Raw genomic sequence first — 19,824 nt, forward strand, 5'->3', positions numbered from 1 at the left:
CCGGTGTTCTCCAACTACCTGATCGGACTGCGCGAGGGGCTGGAGGCCAGCCTCGTCGTCTGCATCCTCATCGCCTACCTGGTCAAGACGGACCGCCGGGACGCGCTGAAGCCCATCTGGATCGGTATCGGCGTCGCCCTCGCCCTCGCGCTCGGCTTCGGCTGCGCGCTCGAATTCGGCTCCCAGGAGCTGACGTTCGAGGCGCAGGAGGCGCTCGGCGGCTCCCTGTCGCTGCTCGCGGTGGGCCTGGTGACGTGGATGGTGTTCTGGATGCGGCGCACCGCCCGGCATCTGAAGGCCGAACTGCACGACAAGCTGGACGCGGCCCTGCAGATGGGCACGGGCGCGCTGGTCGCGACCGCGTTCCTGGCGGTCGGCCGGGAGGGCCTGGAGACGGCCCTGTTCGTGTGGGCGTCGGTCCGCGCGGCCGGCGACGGCTCCCCGCGCCCGCTGCTCGGCGCCGCCCTCGGCATCGCCACGGCGGTCGTCCTGGGCTGGCTGTTCTACCGCGGCGCCCTGCGCATCAACCTCGCCAAGTTCTTCACCTGGACCGGCGGCATGCTGGTCGTCGTGGCGGCGGGTGTGCTGGCGTACGGCTTCCACGACCTGCAGGAGGCGCGCTGGCTGCCGGGCCTGAAGAACCTGGCCTTCGACATCAGCGACACCGTCGATCCGTCGAGTTGGTACGGCACCCTGCTGAAGGGCGTTTTCAACTTCCAGCCGGACCCGACCGTCCTCCAGGTCACAGTGTGGCTGCTGTACCTGGTCCCGACGCTCGCGCTGTTCCTCGCCCCGGTAGGGTTCGCCTCCGGGAAGGGGAAGGTGAAGGCACCTGATGAGCAGGGATCGCGGCCCTCGAAGGCTCCGCAGGCTTGACCGGAGCGCACTGATAGCGGCTTCCGTGACCGCTTTGTCGTTGACGGCGAGCGGATGCGTGGTCGTCCACGGGGAGAAGGAAGTACTCCCCTCGGCCACCAAGGCGGAGGCCGCCAAGGCCCTCCAGCAGTTCACAACCGCGTACAACAAGGCGGACAAGGCGTACGACAGCTCGCTCGACGCCGACTACGTCACCGGCGCCCTGAGCGACATCGACAGTGCCCGGTTGAAGGCGGGCAAGGCGCTCAACCCCGGCGGCAACGCGGCGCACACCCCGCTGGAGCTGTCGGACGTCACGTACACGATCCCGAAGAAGGCAGGCTGGCCACGCTGGTTCGTGGCCGACGCGGCCGGCAACAAGTTCGGCAGCGCACGCTGGTTCTTCGTGTTCACCCGGGGCGGTCTGGACGAGCCGTGGGAGGCCGCGTATCTGACGCTGGTGGCCCCCGGCGACGTGCCGAAGTTCAAGACCGACAAGGACGGCTGGGCCGAGGCCGTGCCGGCGAACTCGACCGAAGTGGCCGTGCCGCCAGGGGACTTGAGCAAGTCGTACGCGAGCTACCTCAAGGACGGCAAGGGCGTCTTCGCGCCCGGCCGCCACACCAGCGAGTGGCGTGCCGACCGGGAGAAGGCCGCCAAGCGGCCGGGCCTGGTCAGCCAGTTCATCGACGAGCCGCTGACCAGCGGCGACTACGCCCCGCTGGCGCTGCGCACCGCGGACGGCGGCGCGCTGGTGTTCTTCACCACGCGCTACTACGAGAAGCGGACGGCCTATGCGGGCACCAGCGTCCCCTCGCCGGGCAAGGCGGTGGAGGCGCTGACGAAGGGCGAGATAAAGCAGTCGCTGACGATGGACATCATCTCCAACGAGATGGCCCTGGACCCGAAGGGCTCGGGGAAGGTGCAGGTCATCGGCCGGACCCAGGGCCTGACGTCGGCGAAGGGCGAGTAGCGCCGGCCGCCGCTACGCCTAGTGGCGGCGCAGGGGCCAGGCCGCGGAGACGTGGTCGGGCTCCTGGCCGGCGTAGCGGGCGCAGGCGTCGGTGAGGGTTTCCAGCAGGGTGAGCGGGTCGGGCAGCGGGTGTTCGAGCCCACGCACCCAGTGCACGCCCTGGCCGTCGCCGGGCAGCCTCGCCGGCGGTACGAGGACGTAGGACCCGCGGCAGTGCCAGCGCAGTCCGGGGTGTTCGTCCATCGTCTCGGGGTGGCAGTCCAGCTCGCAGGGCCACCACTCGTCCTCGTCCTCGGGGGTGCCGCGGGTGAGGCTGAAGAACAGCAGGCGGCCGTCGTCGCTCTCGGCGACCGGGCCGACCTCGATACCGGCGGCGAGTAGCCGCTCCAGCGCCTCGCGGCCGGCCTCTAGCGGTACGTCGAGGACGTCGTGCACCATGCCGGTCGCGGTGATGAAGTTGGCCTCGGGCTGGTGGCGGGCCCAGCGCTCGATCTGGGCGCGGTCGGTGGTGGACTGCGTCTGCCAGGCGAAGGACACCGGGTGCCGGGCGGGGGTGGGACATCCGACCCGCTCACAGGAACAGCGGTAGCCGGCCGGGTGCGCGGCGGGTGAGAGGGGCAGTCCCGTCGCGGCGGCGGCGAGCAGCAGGGCTTCCCGGCCGCCGTCGCCGGCGGCCTCCTTCGGACGGCGTCCGCGCAGCCACTGGGAGAGTTTGCCCTGCAGGCCGGTCCGGCCGCCCAACTCCGCGCTCATCTATCCCCTCGCCTCGCTGTCGTGCGGAACAGCATGCCCTATGGTCCCACCATCCTGCGCTCCGGGGGGCCGTAGCGGACAACCGGGGTAGGTGGGGCGAGGTATACACGGCACCTGGATCAGGGACGATGGGGTGCTTTAGCGGGATTTGCTCTCCTCGGCGCAGGGGCTCAGCGTGGGGCGAGGCCGTACAGGGCGTAGTCGACGAGGGTGTCGGTGTACTCGTACGAGATCGGGCCCGTGTACTGGAGCCAGCGGTGGGCCAGCGGCGAGACGAAGAGTTCGAGGGCGATGCGCGGGTCGAGGTCGGGGCGCACCTGCCCGGTCTCCTGGGCGGAGCGCAGCCGGTCGACGTAGAGCTGGAGCGAGGGTTCGAGGAGTTTGGCCACGTACTCCCGGCCGAGCTGCTCGTTGACCAGCCCCTCCGCGACGAGGGCGCGGGACGGGGCGGCGAAGCGGGGATCCTTCAGCTGGTCGACCGTGAGACGCAGTACGGCCTTCAGGTCGGCCGCGAGGTCACCGGTGTCGGGGATGACGTACGGCTCCCGCCCGGCCTCCCGCCCGGCCTGTTCCGCGGCGTCGAGGAATGCCTCCATCAGCACCTCCGCCTTCGACGGCCACCACCGGTAGATCGTCTGCTTGCCGACGCCGGCGCGGGCGGCGATGCCCTCGATGGTGGTCCTGGGGTAGCCGACCTCCGCGACGAGGGCGAGGGCGGCGTCGTAGATGGCCCGACGGGATCGCTCGCTGCGGCGGGTGGAGTTGGGTGCGGGCTGGGCGGACGGGGCGGACTTCTGGGCTGACATGGGTCGAAGTTACCAGGCTGGCAAGACGGAACGTCTCGCCGAATCCCGCGCGAGGCGTCCTAGTCGGACTCCGGCGGCCAGGCGTCGCCCCAGTCCGCGTCGCGGGCCGCCTTGTAGAGGTCACCGTGCCGTTTGGTGACCGTGGTGCGGCGCAGGGAGGGGTCGGTTTCGCACAGGTCGAGGAGCACCTGGCCCTTGCGGATCTGGGGTTTGCGTACGACGCGGGCGGGGGCCGGGGTGACCGGGAGGCGGGTGGCGGCGACGTAGCTGAACTTCTCGTCCTCGTAGGCGAGGGAGCCGCCCTTGATCTGGCGGTGCAGGGAGGACCGGCTGACCCGCGCCGAGAAGTGGCACCAGTCCGTGCCGGGGACGATGGGGCAGGCGGCGCTGTGGGGGCAGGGGGCGGCGATGTGGAAGCCGGCGGCGATCAGGCGGTCGCGGGCCTCGATGACGCGGGTGTAGCCGTCGGGGGTGCCGGGTTCGACGATCACGACGGCCTGGGCGGCGGACGCGACGGTGTCGAGGAGGGCGGTGCGGTCGGGGGCGGTGAGCTCGTTGAGGACGTAGGAGACGGTGACGAGGTCGGTGGGGCCGAGGGTGAGCGCCGAGCCGATCCGGGTGCGCTGCCAGTGGACGTCCCGCAGTGCCGGGTTGGCGGCGGCGATCTCCCGGCCGATGGCGAGGGCGGGTTCGGCCCAGTCGAGCACGGTGACGCCCCGCTCGCCGGGCCAGGTCGCGGTGACGGCCCAGGTCGCGGCGCCGGTCCCGCCGCCGACGTCGGTGTGGCTGGTGGGGGTCCAGGCCGGTACGGCCGCCGCGAACGCCTCCAGCGCCGAGTGCACCGCCTCGAAGGTGGCGGGCATCCGGTAGGCGGCGTAGGCGGCCACGTCGGCGCGGTCGCGGAGGATCGGGGAGTCGGTGGGGGTGGCGCCCCGGTAGCTGGCGATCAGCCGTTCGACGGCCTGGGCGGCCTGGCGGGGCGGGAGGCCGTCGAGGAGGGTGGCGAGACTGCTGCGAAGGGCGTCTGCCGGGGATACGGGGGCGTTCACCCGGCGATTCTACGAGGGTGCGCCGCGTCGGGTGGGCCCCGGCTTTTCTCGCCCCCGCCGCCCCTACCCTTCCCCGATGGGACGGTGGTGCGCTACAGCTCCCGGACCGCCCGTGCCACCCTCGTCCCCGCCCGCGCCCTCGGCCCGCTGTCCGGCGTCCGCCTGCGCGGGTGCACCGTGTTCGCCAGCAGCACCACGAACGTGTCCGTCACCGGATCCAGCACCAGCGACGTCCCGGTGAACCCGGTGTGCCCCGCCGCCCCCCGCCCCGCCAGCTCCCCCATGAACCACGGCTGGTCGATCGCGAAGCCCAGCCCCGGCGGGGTCAGGAGCAGCTCCACGAAATCGGGGCCGAGGATGCGGGCGGGGCCGTAGGCGCCGCCGGAGAGCAGGGCGCGGCAGAAGACCGCGAGGTCGTGGCCCGTCGAGAAGAGGCCCGCGTGACCGGCGACGCCGCCGAGCGCCCACGCGTTCTCGTCGTGGACGGCGCCCCGCAGCATCCCCCGGTCCGCCTTGGCCCAGGGACGGCGCTGGTCCTCGGTCGCCGCCGCGCCGAGGCACGGGCCGAAGTGGGTCGCCGTCATGCCCAGGGGGCGCGTGATGCCGTCGTGGACGAGGACGTCGAGCGTGCGGCTGGTGATGCGTTCGAGGGTGTGCTGGAGCAGGAGGAGGTTCAGGTCCGAGTAGCAGTACGTGCCGGGCACCCCGACCGGAACTTCCGCCCGCAGCCTCTCCAGCCGCTCGGCGTCGTCGGCACAGGCGTACAGCGGGAGCTCGGGCCGCAGCCCCGAGGTGTGGGTGAGCAGCTGACGCACCGTGACGTCGTGCCGGGCGGCCCCGCGGAAGTCCGGCAGGTACGCCCCGACCCGCGCGTCGATGCCGAGCGTGCCGCGCTCGATCTGCTGTACGGCGGCGACGGCGGTGAAGAGTTTGGTGAGGGAGGCCAGGTCGAAGGGGGTGTCCGTGGTCATCGGGACCTGTGCCTCGGGCGGCAGTTCCACCCCGGCGTCCTTCTCCTCGTCGTAGGAGGCGTACCGCACCGCCCAGCCCGCCGCCTCCTCGACGGCGACGTACGGCCCCCGCCCGACGACCAGCACGGCGCCGGCTGCCCAGGGGCGTGGGCCGGTGGTGAGGTCGTGGACCTCGTGGACGAGGTGACGGATCTCCTCGGGGTCGAGTCCGGCCCTTTCCGGCGTGTCCCCGCGCAGTCTCGGCGCGCTCAGTTCTCTGCCCCCTCCGTATCCGTACGTCTGTTCCAGGGACGGCACATTCCCATGAAGCAGGCCAGCGCCACCAGTGCTGCGGCCAGTTGGACGACCGCCATCGGGACGGCGGTGTCCTCCCCCGCGATGCCCACGAGGGGCGAGGCGATCGCGCCGATGAGGAAGGAGGACGTACCGAGGAGCGCGGAGGCGGACCCGGCGGCGTTCTTGGTGCGCAGGAGGGCAAGGGCCTGGGTGTTGGGGAGGGTGACGCCCATCGCCGACATCAGGACGAACAGCGCGGCGGCCACGGGGGCCAGTCCGACCTCACCGAAGACGCCGAGCGACATCAGCAGCAGCGCGGTCGCCGCCAGGATGACGACCGACAGGCCCACCCCCAGCACCCGGTCCAGGCTGACCCGCCCGACCAGCACCTTGCCGTTGATCTGGCCGACGATCACGAGCCCGACCGAGTTGAGCCCGAACAGCAGGCTGAAGGTCTGCGGCGAGGCCCCGTAGATCTCCTGGATCACGAACGGCGACGCCGATATGTACGCGAACAGCGCCGCGAAGGCGAACCCGCCGGCCAGCGTGTACCCGGCGAACGCCCCGTCGGCGAGCAGACCGCGCATGGCGCGCAGGGCCTCGCCGACCCCGCCGCTGTGCCGGTCCTCGGGCGGCAGTGTCTCGGGCAGCTTGCGCCAGACGACCCCGGCTAGCAGCACCCCGACCGCCGTGAGCACGACGAACACGCCCCGCCAGTCCGTCACCCGCAGGATCTGGCCGCCGATGAGCGGCGCCACGATCGGGGCGACCCCCGAGATCAGCATGAGGGTCGAGAAGAAGCGGGCCATGGCCACGCCGTCGTAGAGGTCGCGTACGACCGCCCGTGCGATCACTATCGCCGCCGCGCCCGCGAGGCCCTGTGCCAGCCGGAAGGCGACCAGGAACTCGACGCTGGGCGCGAGCGCGCAGAGCACGGTGGCGACGACGTACACGGCCAGGCCTGCCAGCAGCGGGCGCCTGCGGCCCCATCGGTCGCTCATCGGGCCGACCACCAGCTGCCCGAGCGCCATGCCGGCCAGACAGGCGGTGAGCGTGAGCTGGACGGTCGCGGCGGGCGCGTGCAGGGAGCGGGTGACCTCCGGGAGCGCGGGGAGGTACATGTCCATCGCCAGCGGGGGCGTGGCGGTCAGGCCGCCGAGGACGAGGGTGACGAGGAGGCCGGTGCGGCGCAGGGAGCGGGGAGGAGTGGGCGGCTGCTCCGCTGCCTTCCGTGCGCTCGGTATGGCCGGCTGCGGCACGTCCTGTGCCTGCCCCCCACGGTCGCCCATGCGCCCCTCCCTCTCCGAGTGATCCGCCCTCTATGCTCTCAGCTCGTACAGAGTGCCTGGCGTCACATGAGCGAGGGGCGGGGCCGCCATGGCGGAACAGAGCGTGCGGTGGGGGATCCTGGCGACCGGCGGGATCGCGGCCGCGTTCACGGCGGACCTGGTCGACCTGCCGGACGCGGAGGTCGTGGCCGTGGCCTCGCGGAGCCAGGCCTCGGCGGACGCGTTCGCCGAGCGCTTCGGGATACCGCGGGCGTACGGCGACTGGGACGCGCTCGCCCAGGACGGCGACATCGATGTCGTGTACGTCGCCACCCCGCACTCCGCGCACCGCGCCGCCACCGGGCTGTGCCTGGAGGCGGGGCACAACGTGCTGTGCGAGAAGGCGTTCACGCTGAACGCGCGTGAGGCCGAGGAACTGGTCGCGCTGGCGAAGGCGCGCGGGAGCTTCCTGATGGAAGCGATGTGGATGTACTGCAACCCCCTGATCCGGCGACTGAAAACGATGGTGGACGACGGCGCGGTCGGTGAAGTGCGCCATGTCCAGGCCGACTTCGGGCTGGCCGGACCCTTCCCGCCCGCGCACCGGCTGCGCGACCCGGCCCAGGGCGGGGGCGCCCTGCTGGACCTCGGCGTCTACCCGGTCTCCTTCGCCCAGCTGCTGCTGGGGGAGCCGTCGGACGTCACGGCGCGCGCGACGCTGTCCGCGGAGGGCGTCGATCTGCAGACGGGAGCCCTGCTCTCCTGGGACAGCGGCGCCCTCGGCTCCCTGCACTGCTCCATCGTCGGCGGTACGGCGACCTCCGCGTCGGTCACCGGCTCGGGCGGCCGTATCGACGTGCCGAGCGGCTTCTTCTTCCCGGACCGCTTCGTGCTGCACCGCGACGGCCGTGACCCTCAGGAGTTCACGGCCGACCCGGCGGACGGACCCCGGAGCAGCCTGCGGCACGAGGCCGCCGAGGTGATGCGGGCCCTGCGCGCCGGCGAGACCCAGTCGCCGCTGGTCCCGCTCGACGGCACGCTCGCCGTGATGCGGACGCTCGACGCGGTCCGCGACCGCATCGGCGTCCGCTACCCGGGCGAGGCGCCCGCCGAGGATTCCGGCGAGGACCTCGCGCCCGAGCTCACACCTGCGTGAGCCCCGGCTCCCCGACCTCCGTGACGAAGGACGCGGCCGTCGTGACCGGCGCCCCGGGCGTGGTCACGTACGGCACCGTCTTGAAGTCGGCCCGCGCCTGCTGCTCCCCCAGCGCGACGGTCACGTAGCCGCGCCGTCCGTTGTAGAACCTCATGTGCGGGTTGGCCTTCATGTACGCGTCCCAGTTGGCGGGCTTGTCGACGCCGTCCCGGCCGCTCGCGATCGACGTGGCCACGATCTCCGTGCCGAGCGTGGCGGAGTCGGGGTCGTCGAAGTCGTCCTTGATGTCGAAGCCGTACCCGACGTGGACGTCGCCGGTGAGCACCATCAGGTTCTCGATCCCGGCGGTCTTCGCCCCGTCCAGTACCCGGCGGCGGGAGGCCCGGTAGCCGTCCCAGGCGTCCATCGACACCCGTGACGGGGCGGTGAGGTCGAACTTCCGCTGGGAGAACGTGACCTGCTGCGGTACGACGTTCCACAGCGCCTTCGACGAGCGCCATCCGTCCAGCAGCCACCGCTCCTGCGTCGCACCGGTCATCGTGCGCGCCGGGTCGTCGACCTCCGGGCCGGGGATCTGGGAGCCGTCGCCGTACGCCTGGTTGGAGCGGTACTGCCGGGTGTCCAGCACGTCGAACTGGGCGAGCCGGCCCCACTGCAGACGCCGGTAGAGCTGCATGTCGGGGCCGGTGGGCTGCTGCGGGCTGCGCAGCGGCTGGTTCTCCCAGTAGGCGCGGTAGGCGGCGGCCCGGCGCAGCAGGAACTCCTGAGGCGGGACGCTGTTCTCGGGGGTGTCGCCGGCGTAGTTGTTCTCGGTCTCGTGGTCGTCCCAGGTGACGACGAAGGGGTGCGCGGCGTGCGCGGCCCTGAGGTCGGGGTCGGACTTGAAGAGGGCGTAGCGCAGGCGGTAGTCCTCCAGGGTCACCGTCTCGTGGTTGAAGTGGGCGGGGAGCGTGCGGTCGGTGTAGTTGCGGTAGCCGCCGACGGAGTTGACCGCGTACTCGTACAGGTAGTCGCCCAGGTGGAGGACGACGTCCACGTCGTCCTGCGCGAGATGGCGGTACGGCGTGAAGTAGCCGTCGGCGTACGCCTGGCAGGAGACGGCCGCGAAGGTCAGCGAGCTTGCCGCGCCGGTCGGCTCGGGCGCGGTGCGGGTACGGCCCGTCTCGCTGATCCAGGTGCCGGTGCGGAAGCGGTAGTAGTACACGCGGTCCGCGTCGAGCCGGCTGACCTGGACGTGGACCGTGTGGTGGAACTCGGGGTGCGCGAAGGCGGTGCCGCGTCTGGCGATCCGGCTGAACCGCTCGTCGTGCGCCAGCTCCCAGTGCACGGTGACCCGTTCGGCGGGCAGTCCGCCGTCGGGCTGGTACGGGGCGGGGGCCAGGCGGGTCCACAGCAGGACCGAGCCGGGCCGCGGGTCGCCGGAGGCGACGCCGAGGGTGAAGGGGTCGTCGTCGATGCGGCGGGCGTCGAGCTCGGCGGCGCTCGCCGTGCCCGCGGCCGGCAGATTCACGGCGAAGGCGAGCGCGGCGGCCGCGCCGGTGACGGTCAGGAAGCTGCGGCGGCCGATGTGGCGGGCGGCCGCGCGTAGTTCGGGGGCGTGCTGGGGCGCGTGTCTGGTGATGGTCATCCGGTCCTCCCCTGCCTGATGGATGCATGAGGCATTGGAGTGGCCGGGGACGACACACGCTTGGCGCGTACACAACACCCGGATGGCGGATGGATGAGTTCCGTATGGCGGACACTCCCGTACGCTGCGGCCCCATGAACGACAGGCAGACGGAGACGAGGACGGACGCGAGGATCGCCGTGGTGACCGGCGCGGGCTCCGGCATCGGTCGCGCGGTCGCGGTGGAGCTGCTGCGCGCGGGCTGGTCGGTGGCGCTCGCCGGGCGGCGCGTCGAGACGCTGGAGGAGACGGCGGGGCTGGTGCCCGGCGGTACCGCGCTCGCCGTACGGACGGACGTGTCACGGCAGGAGGACGTGACCGCGCTGTTCGCCGGCGCCGTGCAGCGGTTCGGGCGGGTGGATCTGTTGTTCAACAACGCGGGGACGTTCGGGCCGGGCGGGGTGCCGGTCGAGGAGCTGTCGTACGACGCCTGGCGGCATGTGGTGGACACCAACCTCAACGGGGCGTTCCTGTGCGCGCAGGCGGCGTACCGGCAGATGAAGGAGCAGGACCCGCAGGGCGGCCGGATCATCAACAACGGGTCCATCTCGGCGCACACGCCCCGCCCGCACTCCGTCGCCTACACGGCCACCAAGCACGCGCTGACCGGCCTGACCAAGTCGCTGTCGCTGGACGGGCGGCCGTACGGCATCGCCGTCGGCCAGATCGACATCGGCAACGCGGCGACCGACATGACCGCGCGTATGCAGACGGGCGCCCTGCAGGCCGACGGCTCGGTGGTGCCCGAGCCCGTGATGGACGTGGCCGACGTGGCGCGGACCGTGCGGCACATGGCGGAGCTGCCCTTGGAGGCGAACGTGCAGTTCGCGACGGTGCTGGCGACGGCGATGCCGTACGTGGGGCGTGGCTGAAGTCCCCTCAGGCTTCCGTTGCCTCCACAACTTGCACAAACGGAATATGAAATTCCGACCTATCAAGGCCGGTCGGAGGCATATGCTCAACCCGTCCTGCACCAGAGCTTCACATTTGGAGCACAGGGCTTCCGCAGGCCACTCCGAGGGGGGAGGCGGGAGGCGTTCCACGAACCGGGTGGGGGTGGACTTCGCGTGGGACCGCGAGGTACGCACCGGTTCGTGGAACGGCTGCCGCACAGTCCCAGCCCCTGCAGCGGCGGTGCTCAGCGGCCGAGGATCCGCTCGACCTCGGCCATCTGCTCCGCGCTGAGCGGCCCCTTCGCCATCGCGCCCGCGTTCTGCTCGGCCTGGGCGACGGAACGGAAGCCCGGGATCGGCACGGTCCGCGGGCTGCGGGCCCACAGCCAGGCAAGGGCGCCCTGGCCGAGGGTACGGCCGCCGCTGGTGAGGATGTCCTTCAGCGCGTCGACACGGGCGAGCCACCGCGGGTCGGCGCCGGACCCGTCCTCGAAGCCCTGCAGCCACTGCGGCGGCCGGCTGCGGATGTCCCCGGCCTCCAGGGCCTGCCCGGCCCGGCGCTTGCCGGTCAGCAGACCCATCGCCAGCGGGCTGCGGTTGATGCTGGCCAGCTCCCGCTGCGCGCACAGCGCGAACATCTCCGGCGCGTCCTGAAGCACGTTGGCCATGTGCTGTACGGCCGCACAGTGCTCCCCTTGCGCGAAGACGGCGGCGCGGGACGGGTCGTCGGTGCTCCAGGCGTAGGCGCGGACGGTCCCCTCGCGCACGAACTCCTCGCAGACGTCACGGAGTTCGGCGGCACGCTCCGGGTCGGCGTCCGACAGGTGCAGCTGGTAGAGGTCGACGTAGTCGGTGTCCAGGCGCTTCAGCGAGGCGGTCAGCGCCCGGCGGGCGTATCGCACGCTGTCGTCGGCGCCGGTGCGGGTGCGGGTCTCCTCGTCGAAGACGTTGCCCCACTTGGTGGCGACGACGACATCGGCACGGCGCTTGCCGAGGGCACGGCCGAGGACACGTTCGCTGTGGCCGGCCCCGTAGGTGTCCGCGGTGTCGAAGAAGGTGACGCCCAGGTCGAGGGCGCGCCGGATCGCCCGTACCGACTCCTCGTCGTCGACCTTGCCCCAGCCGAGGGGCTGCCCGTCGACGGACTGCCACTCACCGCCGATGGCCCAGCATCCGAAGCCGAGAGCGCTTACCCCGATGCCGGTGCGTCCCAAAGTCCTCTTGGTCTCCATGACGGAGGACGTTAGGAGTTGGAGTACACCCGAAGGCAATCCCCCGAGGGGATCTCCCGCGGCCGGCTACGCCTGCCCGGTCTCGAAACGGGAGATCCTGCCGTCGTCCTCCACCTCGAAGTGCCACCGGGTGCGCATCTCGCCCCAGGTGTCGTTGCGGTAGTGGGTGAGGAGGTCGCGGCCCCGGTTGGACTCTTTGTCGACCTCCATGTGGCCGTTGGAGGAGAAGATCTCCCGGTCGATCCAGTCGGCGAGGTCGCGGTCGGTGCCGTCGTCCGCCATGGTCGCGCCGGGCGCGAGGATGGTCAGGAAGCCCTCGCGGTCGTGGGCGTTGACTGCGGTGACGAAGGCGCGGACGGCGGGGTCGCTGAGTTTGGACGTCTGAATCGTCATACCGGCAGCCTCACACCGGCCCCGCCGGCCCGCCACCCGAACGGCGGCGCGGGCAGGCCGACCGGGTGTCGTCGGTGCGACGGTGGATACGCGGGAGGGCGGGAGGCGTTGCAAGGGTTCCCCCCTGCTGTCTGCCCCTGCCGTCCGTCCCTGCTGTCTGTTCCTGCTGTCTGTCCCTGCTGTCTGTTCCGGGAGTCGCTGTGAGTGCTTACGACCGACGTGATCTGGGCCTGCTGTTGCTCCGGCTGGGGGCCGGCGGAGTGCTGGCCGCGCACGGTACGCAGAAGCTGTTCGGCTGGTTCGGCGGGCACGGCATCGAGGGGACCGGCCAGTTCATGGAGTCGGTCGGCTACCGGCCGGGCAAGGCGAGCGCGACGGCGGCGGGCCTCGCGGAGACCGGCGGCGGCACGCTGCTGGCGCTGGGGCTCGCGACGCCCGGGGCGGGTGCGGCGGCGGCCGGTGCGATGGCGGGGGCGTCCGCGGTGCACGCCCCGAACGGCTTCTTCAACCAGGAGGGCGGCTACGAGTACGCGGCCACCCTCGCCCTGGCCGCGACCGGCCTCGCCATCACGGGCCCCGGCCGGCTCTCCCTCGACCACGCGCTCGGCCATGTCCTCGACCGCGGCTGGATGGTTCCTACGGCACTCGCGGCGACGGCTGCGGTGACGGCGCTGGTGGTGGGGGCGCGGAACAAGAGGCTGGACAAGGCGGGCAAGGAGAACGGGGCGGAACTCTTCGACGAGCAGGAGGCCCTGTTCGGGGAGTAGGTGGGTGCACAGGCGGGTTCATCACCGCCGGCCGCCGAACTCCCAGTCGTGGACCTCGATGTCGGCATACCGGCCCGGGGTCAGCACGGCGCGTGCCGTTTCCGGGTCCGGGGCCCGGAGCAGCACGGCCGTACCCAGCCAGGCGGCACCGTCGTCGGACAGTAGGGGCCCGTACGCGATCAGTTCGTCCCGGTCGGCCGGGACGGCGAGGTCGGCGGGCTCTCCCGCGCCGAGGCCGAGCACCAGGTACCGCTTGCCGCCGGTCCGGCCACCGGGGAAGTCCCACATGGTGCGCCCCAGCAGATTGCGCCACCGGCGCAGCAGCACGTCCCGGTACACGCCCGCCTGGTAGTTGGGCTCGTCGAAGGCGAAAGCGCGGGCGGCGGCGGGACCGGGAAGGTCGACGATGTGCACGCTGCCGGTGGGCGTCTCGCCGTCGGCGGCGAAGGTGGGGCCGCGGGCGATCAGCTCCTTCGCGTACCGGTCCATGTAGGACCAGTGCTCTTCCAGCAGCTCCTCGCGCGAGGTGACCGAGCCGGGCCGATCGCGGTGGAAGCAGAAGTACTCCATGCCACCAGACCCTCCCCGACGTACGGCGGCATCTCAACAGACTTTCCCGGGCCGGGCATGCTGCCGCGCATGCCGAAGCTGTCGATCACCGCGTTGGTCGCCCTGCGCACCCCGACCCCGGACATCCGCGTTGGTCTTCACCCGGCAGCCGGCCCGGGTGAAGGAACGCTCACTGGGTTCTGAGTCCTGGGCCCTGTTGGGGCTTCAGGCTCAGCACCGTCCCCTCCCCGTTCGCCGACAGCAGCAGTGAACCGTCGGGGCCGGTCGTCAGACCCGCGAACCGGCGGGCCAGGCCCGGCATGCCGTGGGCGAAGAGGGCGGGCTCGGTACGGGGTACGACCCCCGGGGGCGGGCCGACCGGCAGGTCCTCGGCGTCGGTGCGGCTCTGCCCCGTCGTCAGGGACACCGCCCGCAGCCGGCGCTGCCCGGTCTCCACCGTGAACAGCTCGTCACCCAGGACCGCGAGCCCCTGCGGCGCGTCGAGCCCGTCCACGACGACCGTCGGCGGCCCCTCCGGCTCCAGCCGCAGCACCGCGCCGAGCCGCTCGTCGCTGACGTAACAGCGGTCCTCGGCGTCGAAGGCCACGTCCACGGGCCGGTCCAGCCCGTCGGCGAGCACGGTGAGGACGTCGGCCTCGTCGACGGCCACGACCCGCCCCGCGTCCGACTCGGCGACGACGAGTGAGCCGTCCGGCGCGACCGTGATGCCGAGCGGGCGCCGCAGTCCGCCGGCCCGTTCCCGCGTGGTCCCGGTCTCGGGGTCGTACGTCTGGATCTGCCCGAACTGCGAGGTGATGTGCAGGAGTTCGCCGTCGGACACGATGCCGTGCGAGAAGTGCAGCAGGGAGTGTGTCGTGACGCCGCCCTCCCGCGAGGGTTCGGGGCGCGCGACGCGGTAGTGGTCGGCGGCGTACACCCTGCCGGCCAGGTCGATCGTCACGCCGTAGGGCCCGTCGAGGCCGCGCGGCACGATCTCGCGGGTGCGGCCGTCGGGATGCATCTCGGTCACGCCGCCGCTGGAGTAGCTGGAGACGAACATGCGGTTCTCCGCGTCGAAGGCCGCGTTGTCCAGCCCGACGACGCCGCTGGTGACCAGGGTCCGCGAGCCGCTGCCGTGCAGGTCGATGCGGGTGACGATGCCCTCCGGGCCCCGGGAGAGCACATGCAGCACCCCGCCCTGGTCGAACCGCACGGCGACCGGCTGGTGGACGTCGTCCGCGACCACCTCGGGCGCGCCCCCGTCCGGCGCGATCCGCCAGACCTGGCCGGTGAGCATGGGGTTCGCGCCGCTCATCATGTGCGGGTAGTACAGGTAGCCGTCCGGGCCGCGCTGCATCGCGTTGCCAAGGGCGAGGCCTTCGGTGAGGACCACGGGCTCACGGACATCGCGGCCGGCGCCGTCGTCTTGGCCGTCGCCGCCCCCGGGGAAGAGCTCCATCAGGCGGCCGTCGGGCTTCATCTCGTTCACGAACAGCCGGTCGCCGATGCAGGTGATGCCGTTGGGGTTGTCCACGTCGCCGGAGACGAGCGTGAACTTCCCCTGCGGGCTGCGGCGCCACACCCGCCCCGGCACCAGGTCGGCGATGTACATCGAGCCGTCCGCCCCGAACGCGAGGTCGTCCGGCGACTGCACGGGGCTGTCCATCGGTACGACCACCTCGACGTCCCCGGTGGCCGGGTCGACGGCGCTGATCTGCCCGGCGAGGAACTGGGCGACGTACAGCCGCCCGTCCGGCCCGAACGCGACGCCGTTGGAACCCCACAGCCGACTGGGCGGGTTGAGCCGCTCAAGTGCCCAACGGGCGCTGGAGGCACTGCGCCTGCCGGTCGCGTCGTACCTGCTCGGTTCGCTCGGTTTCATCGCAGCGCTCACCCCTCGCTCTCCACCAGCACCTCACGCATGCCGCCTTCGGACCGCCAGCGTCGCAGCAGCTCGTGGAAGGCGACGGGTCCGTCACCGTAGGACTCGCTGCGCTCCCTCGGGCTGCCCTCGTTGTTGTAGTAGCCGGGGGTGCACTCGGCCTGGAACTTGTAGAGGTCGGCCGCCTTCTGGCGGATCGTCGCCACCCAGGCGTCCTGCGCCTCGGCGGTCGGCTCGACGTACCGTGCCTTGCGCCCCCGCGCCTGCGCCACGACCTCGGCGACATGCGAGGCCTGTTCGTCGAGGATGTGGACGAAGTTGACGGAGGCGGCGTTCTGCGTCGAGCCGAGCAGGAAGAGGTTGGGGAAGCCGCGGGTGGTGAACCCGTGCAGCGTCTTGAGGCCGCCGGTCATCCAGGTCTCCAGCAGGCCGGCGCCGCCCCGCCCGTACACCGGGAGCTTCCCGGACAGCACGCCCGACCTGCCGACGTCGAACCCGGTCGCGAAGATGATGCAGTCGACCTCGTACTCCACACCGCCCACCACGACGGCGTTCTCGGTGATCCGCTCGACGCCGTGGGTGTCGGCGGTGTCGACGAGGGTGACGCCCGGCCGGTTGAAGGTCTGCAGATAGGTGTCGCTGAACGTGGGCCGCTTGCACATGTAGCGGTACCAGGGCTTGAGCTTCTCGGCGGTCCCGGGGTCCTCGACGAGTGTCTCGACGCGGGAGCGCAGCTCGTTCATCTTCTGGAAGTCGGCGATCTCGTAGGCGAGTTCGCGCTCCTCGGCCGGAACGTCCGCGTGGGCGTTGGTCGGGATGAGCTTCTCCTGGAGCCGGGCGCTGGACGTCCAGGCGTCGTTCACCAGGTCCTCGTCCTGCCGGACGCCGGAGACGACCTTGAGGAAGTTCTCCATGCGGAGCCGCTGCCACCCGGGCTTCAGTGACTTCGCCCACTCCGGGTCGGTGGGCCGGTTGCCGCGTACGTCGACGGAGGACGGGGTGCGCTGGAAGACGTACACCTGTGCCGCGTCGGCCCCGAGGTGCGGCACCACCTGGATGGCGGTGGCGCCGGTGCCGATGAGGGCGACGCGCTTGTCGGCGAGCCCGGTCAGGCCGCCCCTCGCATCGCCGCCCGTGTAGCCGTAGTCCCAGCGGCTGGTGTGGAAGGTGTGCCCGCGGAAGGTCTCGATGCCGGGGATGCCGGGCAGTTTGGCCTGGCTGAGGGTGCCGCTGGAGACGACGACGTACCGCGCCCGCATCTCATCGCCGCGATCGGTGCCGACGATCCACTCCGACTGCTCCTCGTCCCAGCGCAGTTCGGTGACCTGGGTCTGGAAGCAGGCCTGGTCGTAGAGGCCGAAGTGCCGGGCGATGGCCTGCGCGTGCTGCCGGATCTCCTCGCCCGGCGCGTACTTCCACCGCGGGACGTAGCCGAGCTCTTCGAGCAGCGGCAGATAGACGTACGACTCGATGTCGCAGTGGATGCCCGGGTACCGGTTCCAGTACCAGGTGCCGCCGAAGTCCCCGCCCTGCTCGATGACCCGGATCTCCTGGACACCCGCCTGCCGCAGCCGCGCCCCGGCGAGCAGCCCGCCGAACCCACCGCCCACGATCAGGGCCTCGACCCGGTCGTGCAGCGGCTCGCGGGTGAACTCCTGGTCGGTGTACGGGTCTTGGTCGTCCACGCCGAGCTCGTCGGCGAGGTGCCGGTACTGGGTGCCGCCGTCGGGGCGGATGCGGCGATCGCGCTCGGCGCGGTACTTGGCGCGCAGGGCTTCGGGGTCGAAGTCCAGATCCTGCACGTCGGGGGCCTGCGGCTCGGGCATGGGCATGCTCTCCTCGGTCATGGGGCCGGCCGCCAGGAGGGCCGGGACAGGGGAAGTCGAGGACCAGTGAAGCGAACCGGGCTGACAGCACCCGGACAGTTCCCGGACACTTGATCAACGTGAGCCATGCCACAGCGGCCGTACGGCCGAATCCGGCCACGGCGGGCTTACGGCCGTGGCGGCCGGCCCAGCCAGTAGCCGAAGCCCCGCCGGGTGTGGATCAGGGCCGTCTGCTCGCCGTTCACCTTGCGGCGCAGCCGTGAGAGGAGCCGCTCGATCGCGCCGTCGGTGGGCGGGTCGTCCCAGACGTGCCGCCCGATCTGCTCCTTGGACAGCACGCGTTCGGCGTTCACCAGCAGGTGGCGCAGCAGGCGGTACTCCGCGGGCGTGAGCGCGATGGTGCGCTCACCGCGCCGCGCCCTGCGGGTGGCGTGGTCCAGCACGAGGTCGCCGTAGCGCAGTGCGCCGTCCCATCCGGCGGGCTCGGCGCTGCGCACCAACTGCCGTGCACGGGCGAGGACTTCGGCCACTCTGCCCGACGCCACCCGGCCCGCCGGCCCGTCGGCGCCCGGACCGCCCCCGGGGAGACTGCCCAGGAACTCTCCGCTCCCGGTGAGCAGCAGGACGGCCGGGCGGTCGGGGGCGAGGAGACGGCGGCTGTGCCTGAGCGCCTCGGTGTCCGGCAGCGTGACGTCGAGGATGACCAGATCGAACCGGCGCTCGGTGAGCCAGACGGTGGCGTCGGTGGCGCGGTCCACCGCGACGGTCCGGTAGCCGGCGAGTTCCAGCATCGCGCGGAGCGGCTCGGAGGTACGGGGATCACCGGCGACGAGCAGGACGTCCGGTACCGCGTCGGTCGACGGCGGCTTCGGCATACGGCCACCTTACCTGCGGGTTGCCTGAGGCAAGTAACCGCGGATGAGGTCGTCTGACCGCGTCACGTCCAGGGCGTGGCGACGAGCCGGATCCGCGCGGCGGGGCCGACGAGGGGCCCGGCGGTGGTGGGCAGTTCGATGTGCGCGACCCAGCGCTCGGGGGTGGGGTCCTCGTCGACCCGGGGCTCTCCGGCGACGCGGTGGTCGCGGATGGCGCCCTCGATGTCCGAGTTCCAGGCGGCCCAGATGCCGGGGCCGGCCTCCGGCGTGCCCACGTCGATGACGAGGGTGTCGGCGAAGTCGGCGGTCTGCTCCAGATGGTCGCCGAGACGGAGGATGCCGTGCCGCTCGCGCAGGGAGATGAGCCGCAGTTGGAGGATGAACCGCATCGGCTCGTCCGTCGACTGCCTCAGGCCGCTGTTGAGGAAGGTCGTCGCCAGCGACACCGACGCCTCCTGCCCGTCCGGGGGCGCGTCGAGCTGGATCGGGCACCAGTGGGCGGCGAGCCGCTCGTGCATCACCACGGGCAGCCCGCGCACCGACAGCCGGGCCTCGGCCTGCCAGACGACGTCCTCGTCGCCGGACAGCCGGTAGTCGACCAGCGACGCCTCGATCCTGGTGTCCCCGAAGAGGAACCGCCGCAGGTTCTGGTACCCCTCCTCGGAGTTGACCATCCCGTAGCGCCCGCTGTGGCTGCGGTGCACGAAGGCCTGGTGGGCGCCCGGCACATAAGCCCGCTCGATCTGCACGAGCCCGTCGCTGTGCGGTCCGACGGCGGCCGAGGACAGCCCGAGGGCGACGTCGTAGTCCGCCGGGTCGGTCCCCACCAGGCAGAAGACCCGCTCGACGGGAAGCGCCCCCGGCCCGGTGGGCATCACGCGGGCGTCCCAGTCACCGGGCGGGCCGTCGGGGTCCAGCCGGTCCTGCGGGGTGAGGTACTCGTACATCCGCCGGGGGCCGAAGATGTCGGCGCCCTGGATGCCGAGCGTGTCGCGGATCCGCTCCACCCATCCGCCCCCGACGTCGAAGCCGATGCCACCGTGCGGGGTGCCGTAGGTGAAGAACTTCGCGACACAGTCGGCGGCGGCGCGGCCCCGGTCGGGCAGGACCTTCTGCAGCAGGCAGCGGCAGATCAGGCCGCCCATGGAGTGGGCCACGAGGATCACTGCGGGGGCCCCGCTCTTCTCCCGCACCCGGTCGATCAGGTCGAGCAGGTCGGCGGCGGCGTGCTCCAGCTGGTACTCCTGCGGGCTGCCGCCCCAGGTGGTCGCCGAGCGGTCGTAGAAGCGGTGGATCCAGATGGTGTTGGCGGGAATCTCCGCGTGGCCCCCGAGGTAGGCCTCCTGGCTCCCCTTGACGAGCAGTTCGTAGCCCTCCTCCCGCAGCAGGCGCAGCAGCGGGCTCTCGAACTGGTGAAAGAGCGGCTGGTTGTGCGCGCCGACGCGGACGTGGGTAGAGCCCTCGTTGAAGCCGTAGAAGGGGTCGGCCACGGCCTTGTCGATCCCGCGGGTTCCGCCGGCGAAGCCCCGGACGTAGACGAGCGGAAGTCTGCGGTTGTCGTCCACGCCTTGCCTCCAAGCACCGGGGTCCACTCCTCCTGAGTAGACGAAGCCCGGAACTCCGGCCTCCGGGAA

The 19,824-nt window shown here is 71.9% G+C and carries 18 protein-coding genes; 5 read left to right on the forward strand and 13 right to left on the reverse strand.

The annotated features are described in order from the left end of the window. Positions 1-3: 3 nt before the first annotated feature. Both efeU and AB5J49_RS13610 read left to right on the forward strand, forming a co-directional pair. On the forward strand, positions 4-876 hold the full coding sequence (gene efeU / locus AB5J49_RS13605) for an iron uptake transporter permease EfeU (RefSeq protein ID WP_369168883.1): 873 nt from the start codon (positions 4-6) through the stop codon (positions 874-876). Beyond that, positions 836-1,828 carry a hypothetical protein gene (locus AB5J49_RS13610; RefSeq protein WP_369168884.1) on the forward strand — a complete coding sequence of 331 codons (993 nt, stop codon included), beginning with the start codon at positions 836-838 and terminating at the stop codon, positions 1,826-1,828. The genes efeU and AB5J49_RS13610 overlap by 41 nt, the downstream gene beginning before the upstream one ends. A gap of 18 nt (positions 1,829-1,846) precedes the next feature. Here the strand turns inward: AB5J49_RS13610 and AB5J49_RS13615 are convergent, their stop codons facing one another. From AB5J49_RS13615 to AB5J49_RS13635, 5 genes are all read right to left on the reverse strand, one after another. Continuing rightward, positions 1,847-2,581: a bifunctional DNA primase/polymerase gene (locus tag AB5J49_RS13615; protein ID WP_369168885.1), complete on the reverse strand. Its 735-nt coding sequence runs from the start codon at positions 2,579-2,581 to the stop codon at positions 1,847-1,849. A 170-nt stretch (positions 2,582-2,751) separates the two neighbouring features. Beyond that, entirely contained in the window at positions 2,752-3,387 is a 636-nt protein-coding gene (locus AB5J49_RS13620) for a TetR/AcrR family transcriptional regulator (protein WP_369168886.1), read from the reverse strand. Positions 3,388-3,446: 59 nt separating this feature from the next. Continuing rightward, the gene (locus AB5J49_RS13625) at positions 3,447-4,436 is read right to left on the reverse strand and encodes a small ribosomal subunit Rsm22 family protein (protein WP_369168887.1); all 990 of its coding nucleotides are present in this window, start codon (positions 4,434-4,436) and stop codon (positions 3,447-3,449) included. Between the two features lie 92 nt (positions 4,437-4,528). Continuing rightward, a complete protein-coding gene (locus AB5J49_RS13630; RefSeq protein ID WP_369168888.1) occupies positions 4,529-5,704 on the reverse strand; it encodes a serine hydrolase domain-containing protein in 1,176 nt (391 codons plus the stop codon). Further along, positions 5,656-6,972 carry a multidrug effflux MFS transporter gene (locus AB5J49_RS13635; protein WP_369168889.1) on the reverse strand — a complete coding sequence of 439 codons (1,317 nt, stop codon included), beginning with the start codon at positions 6,970-6,972 and terminating at the stop codon, positions 5,656-5,658. Before AB5J49_RS13635 ends, AB5J49_RS13630 begins: the two co-directional genes overlap by 49 nt. Positions 6,973-7,060: 88 nt before the next feature. Between AB5J49_RS13635 and AB5J49_RS13640 the strand changes: the two genes are divergently transcribed. Then, positions 7,061-8,107 carry a Gfo/Idh/MocA family protein gene (locus AB5J49_RS13640; RefSeq protein ID WP_369168890.1) on the forward strand — a complete coding sequence of 349 codons (1,047 nt, stop codon included), beginning with the start codon at positions 7,061-7,063 and terminating at the stop codon, positions 8,105-8,107. Here the strand turns inward: AB5J49_RS13640 and AB5J49_RS13645 are convergent. Beyond that, on the reverse strand, positions 8,094-9,734 hold the full coding sequence (locus AB5J49_RS13645) for an alkaline phosphatase (protein ID WP_369168891.1): 1,641 nt from the start codon (positions 9,732-9,734) through the stop codon (positions 8,094-8,096). The genes AB5J49_RS13640 and AB5J49_RS13645 overlap by 14 nt on opposite strands. 134 nt (positions 9,735-9,868) lie before the next feature. Here AB5J49_RS13645 and AB5J49_RS13650 point away from each other — a divergent pair, with 134 nt between their 5' ends. Then, positions 9,869-10,645 carry an SDR family oxidoreductase gene (locus AB5J49_RS13650; RefSeq protein ID WP_369168892.1) on the forward strand — a complete coding sequence of 259 codons (777 nt, stop codon included), beginning with the start codon at positions 9,869-9,871 and terminating at the stop codon, positions 10,643-10,645. Positions 10,646-10,911: 266 nt separating this feature from the next. Here the strand turns inward: AB5J49_RS13650 and AB5J49_RS13655 are convergent, their stop codons facing one another. Together AB5J49_RS13655 and AB5J49_RS13660 are read right to left on the reverse strand one after the other, a co-directional pair. Next, complete coding sequence (locus AB5J49_RS13655; protein WP_369168893.1) at positions 10,912-11,898, reverse strand: aldo/keto reductase; 987 nt, start codon at positions 11,896-11,898, stop codon at positions 10,912-10,914. A gap of 66 nt (positions 11,899-11,964) precedes the next feature. Further along, complete coding sequence (locus AB5J49_RS13660; protein ID WP_369168894.1) at positions 11,965-12,291, reverse strand: nuclear transport factor 2 family protein; 327 nt, start codon at positions 12,289-12,291, stop codon at positions 11,965-11,967. Positions 12,292-12,491: 200 nt separating this feature from the next. On the opposite strand from AB5J49_RS13660, the gene AB5J49_RS13665 reads away from it, so the two are divergent. Further along, the gene (locus tag AB5J49_RS13665; protein ID WP_369168896.1) at positions 12,492-13,058 is read left to right on the forward strand and encodes a DoxX family membrane protein; all 567 of its coding nucleotides are present in this window, start codon (positions 12,492-12,494) and stop codon (positions 13,056-13,058) included. A gap of 21 nt (positions 13,059-13,079) precedes the next feature. Here the strand turns inward: AB5J49_RS13665 and AB5J49_RS13670 are convergent, their stop codons facing one another. The 5 genes from AB5J49_RS13670 to AB5J49_RS13690 form a co-directional block, all read right to left on the reverse strand. Next, positions 13,080-13,628 (reverse strand): YciI family protein, encoded by a 549-nt coding sequence (locus AB5J49_RS13670; RefSeq protein WP_369168897.1) that lies wholly within the window; start codon positions 13,626-13,628, stop codon positions 13,080-13,082. 169 nt (positions 13,629-13,797) lie between these two features. Further along, positions 13,798-15,489: a hypothetical protein gene (locus AB5J49_RS13675; RefSeq protein ID WP_369168898.1), complete on the reverse strand. Its 1,692-nt coding sequence runs from the start codon at positions 15,487-15,489 to the stop codon at positions 13,798-13,800. An 8-nt stretch (positions 15,490-15,497) separates the two neighbouring features. Then, complete coding sequence (locus tag AB5J49_RS13680) at positions 15,498-17,315, reverse strand: flavin-containing monooxygenase (RefSeq protein WP_369168899.1); 1,818 nt, start codon at positions 17,313-17,315, stop codon at positions 15,498-15,500. 167 nt (positions 17,316-17,482) lie between these two features. Beyond that, positions 17,483-18,190, reverse strand: a complete 708-nt coding sequence (locus AB5J49_RS13685) for a response regulator transcription factor (protein WP_369168900.1) — start codon at positions 18,188-18,190, stop codon at positions 17,483-17,485. A gap of 62 nt (positions 18,191-18,252) precedes the next feature. Beyond that, positions 18,253-19,755: an esterase/lipase family protein gene (locus AB5J49_RS13690; RefSeq protein WP_369168901.1), complete on the reverse strand. Its 1,503-nt coding sequence runs from the start codon at positions 19,753-19,755 to the stop codon at positions 18,253-18,255. Between the last annotated feature and the right edge of the window lie 69 nt (positions 19,756-19,824).

The organism is Streptomyces sp. R28 (genome assembly GCF_041052385.1).
In the GTDB taxonomy this organism is placed as follows: Bacteria; Actinomycetota; Actinomycetes; order Streptomycetales; family Streptomycetaceae; genus Streptomyces.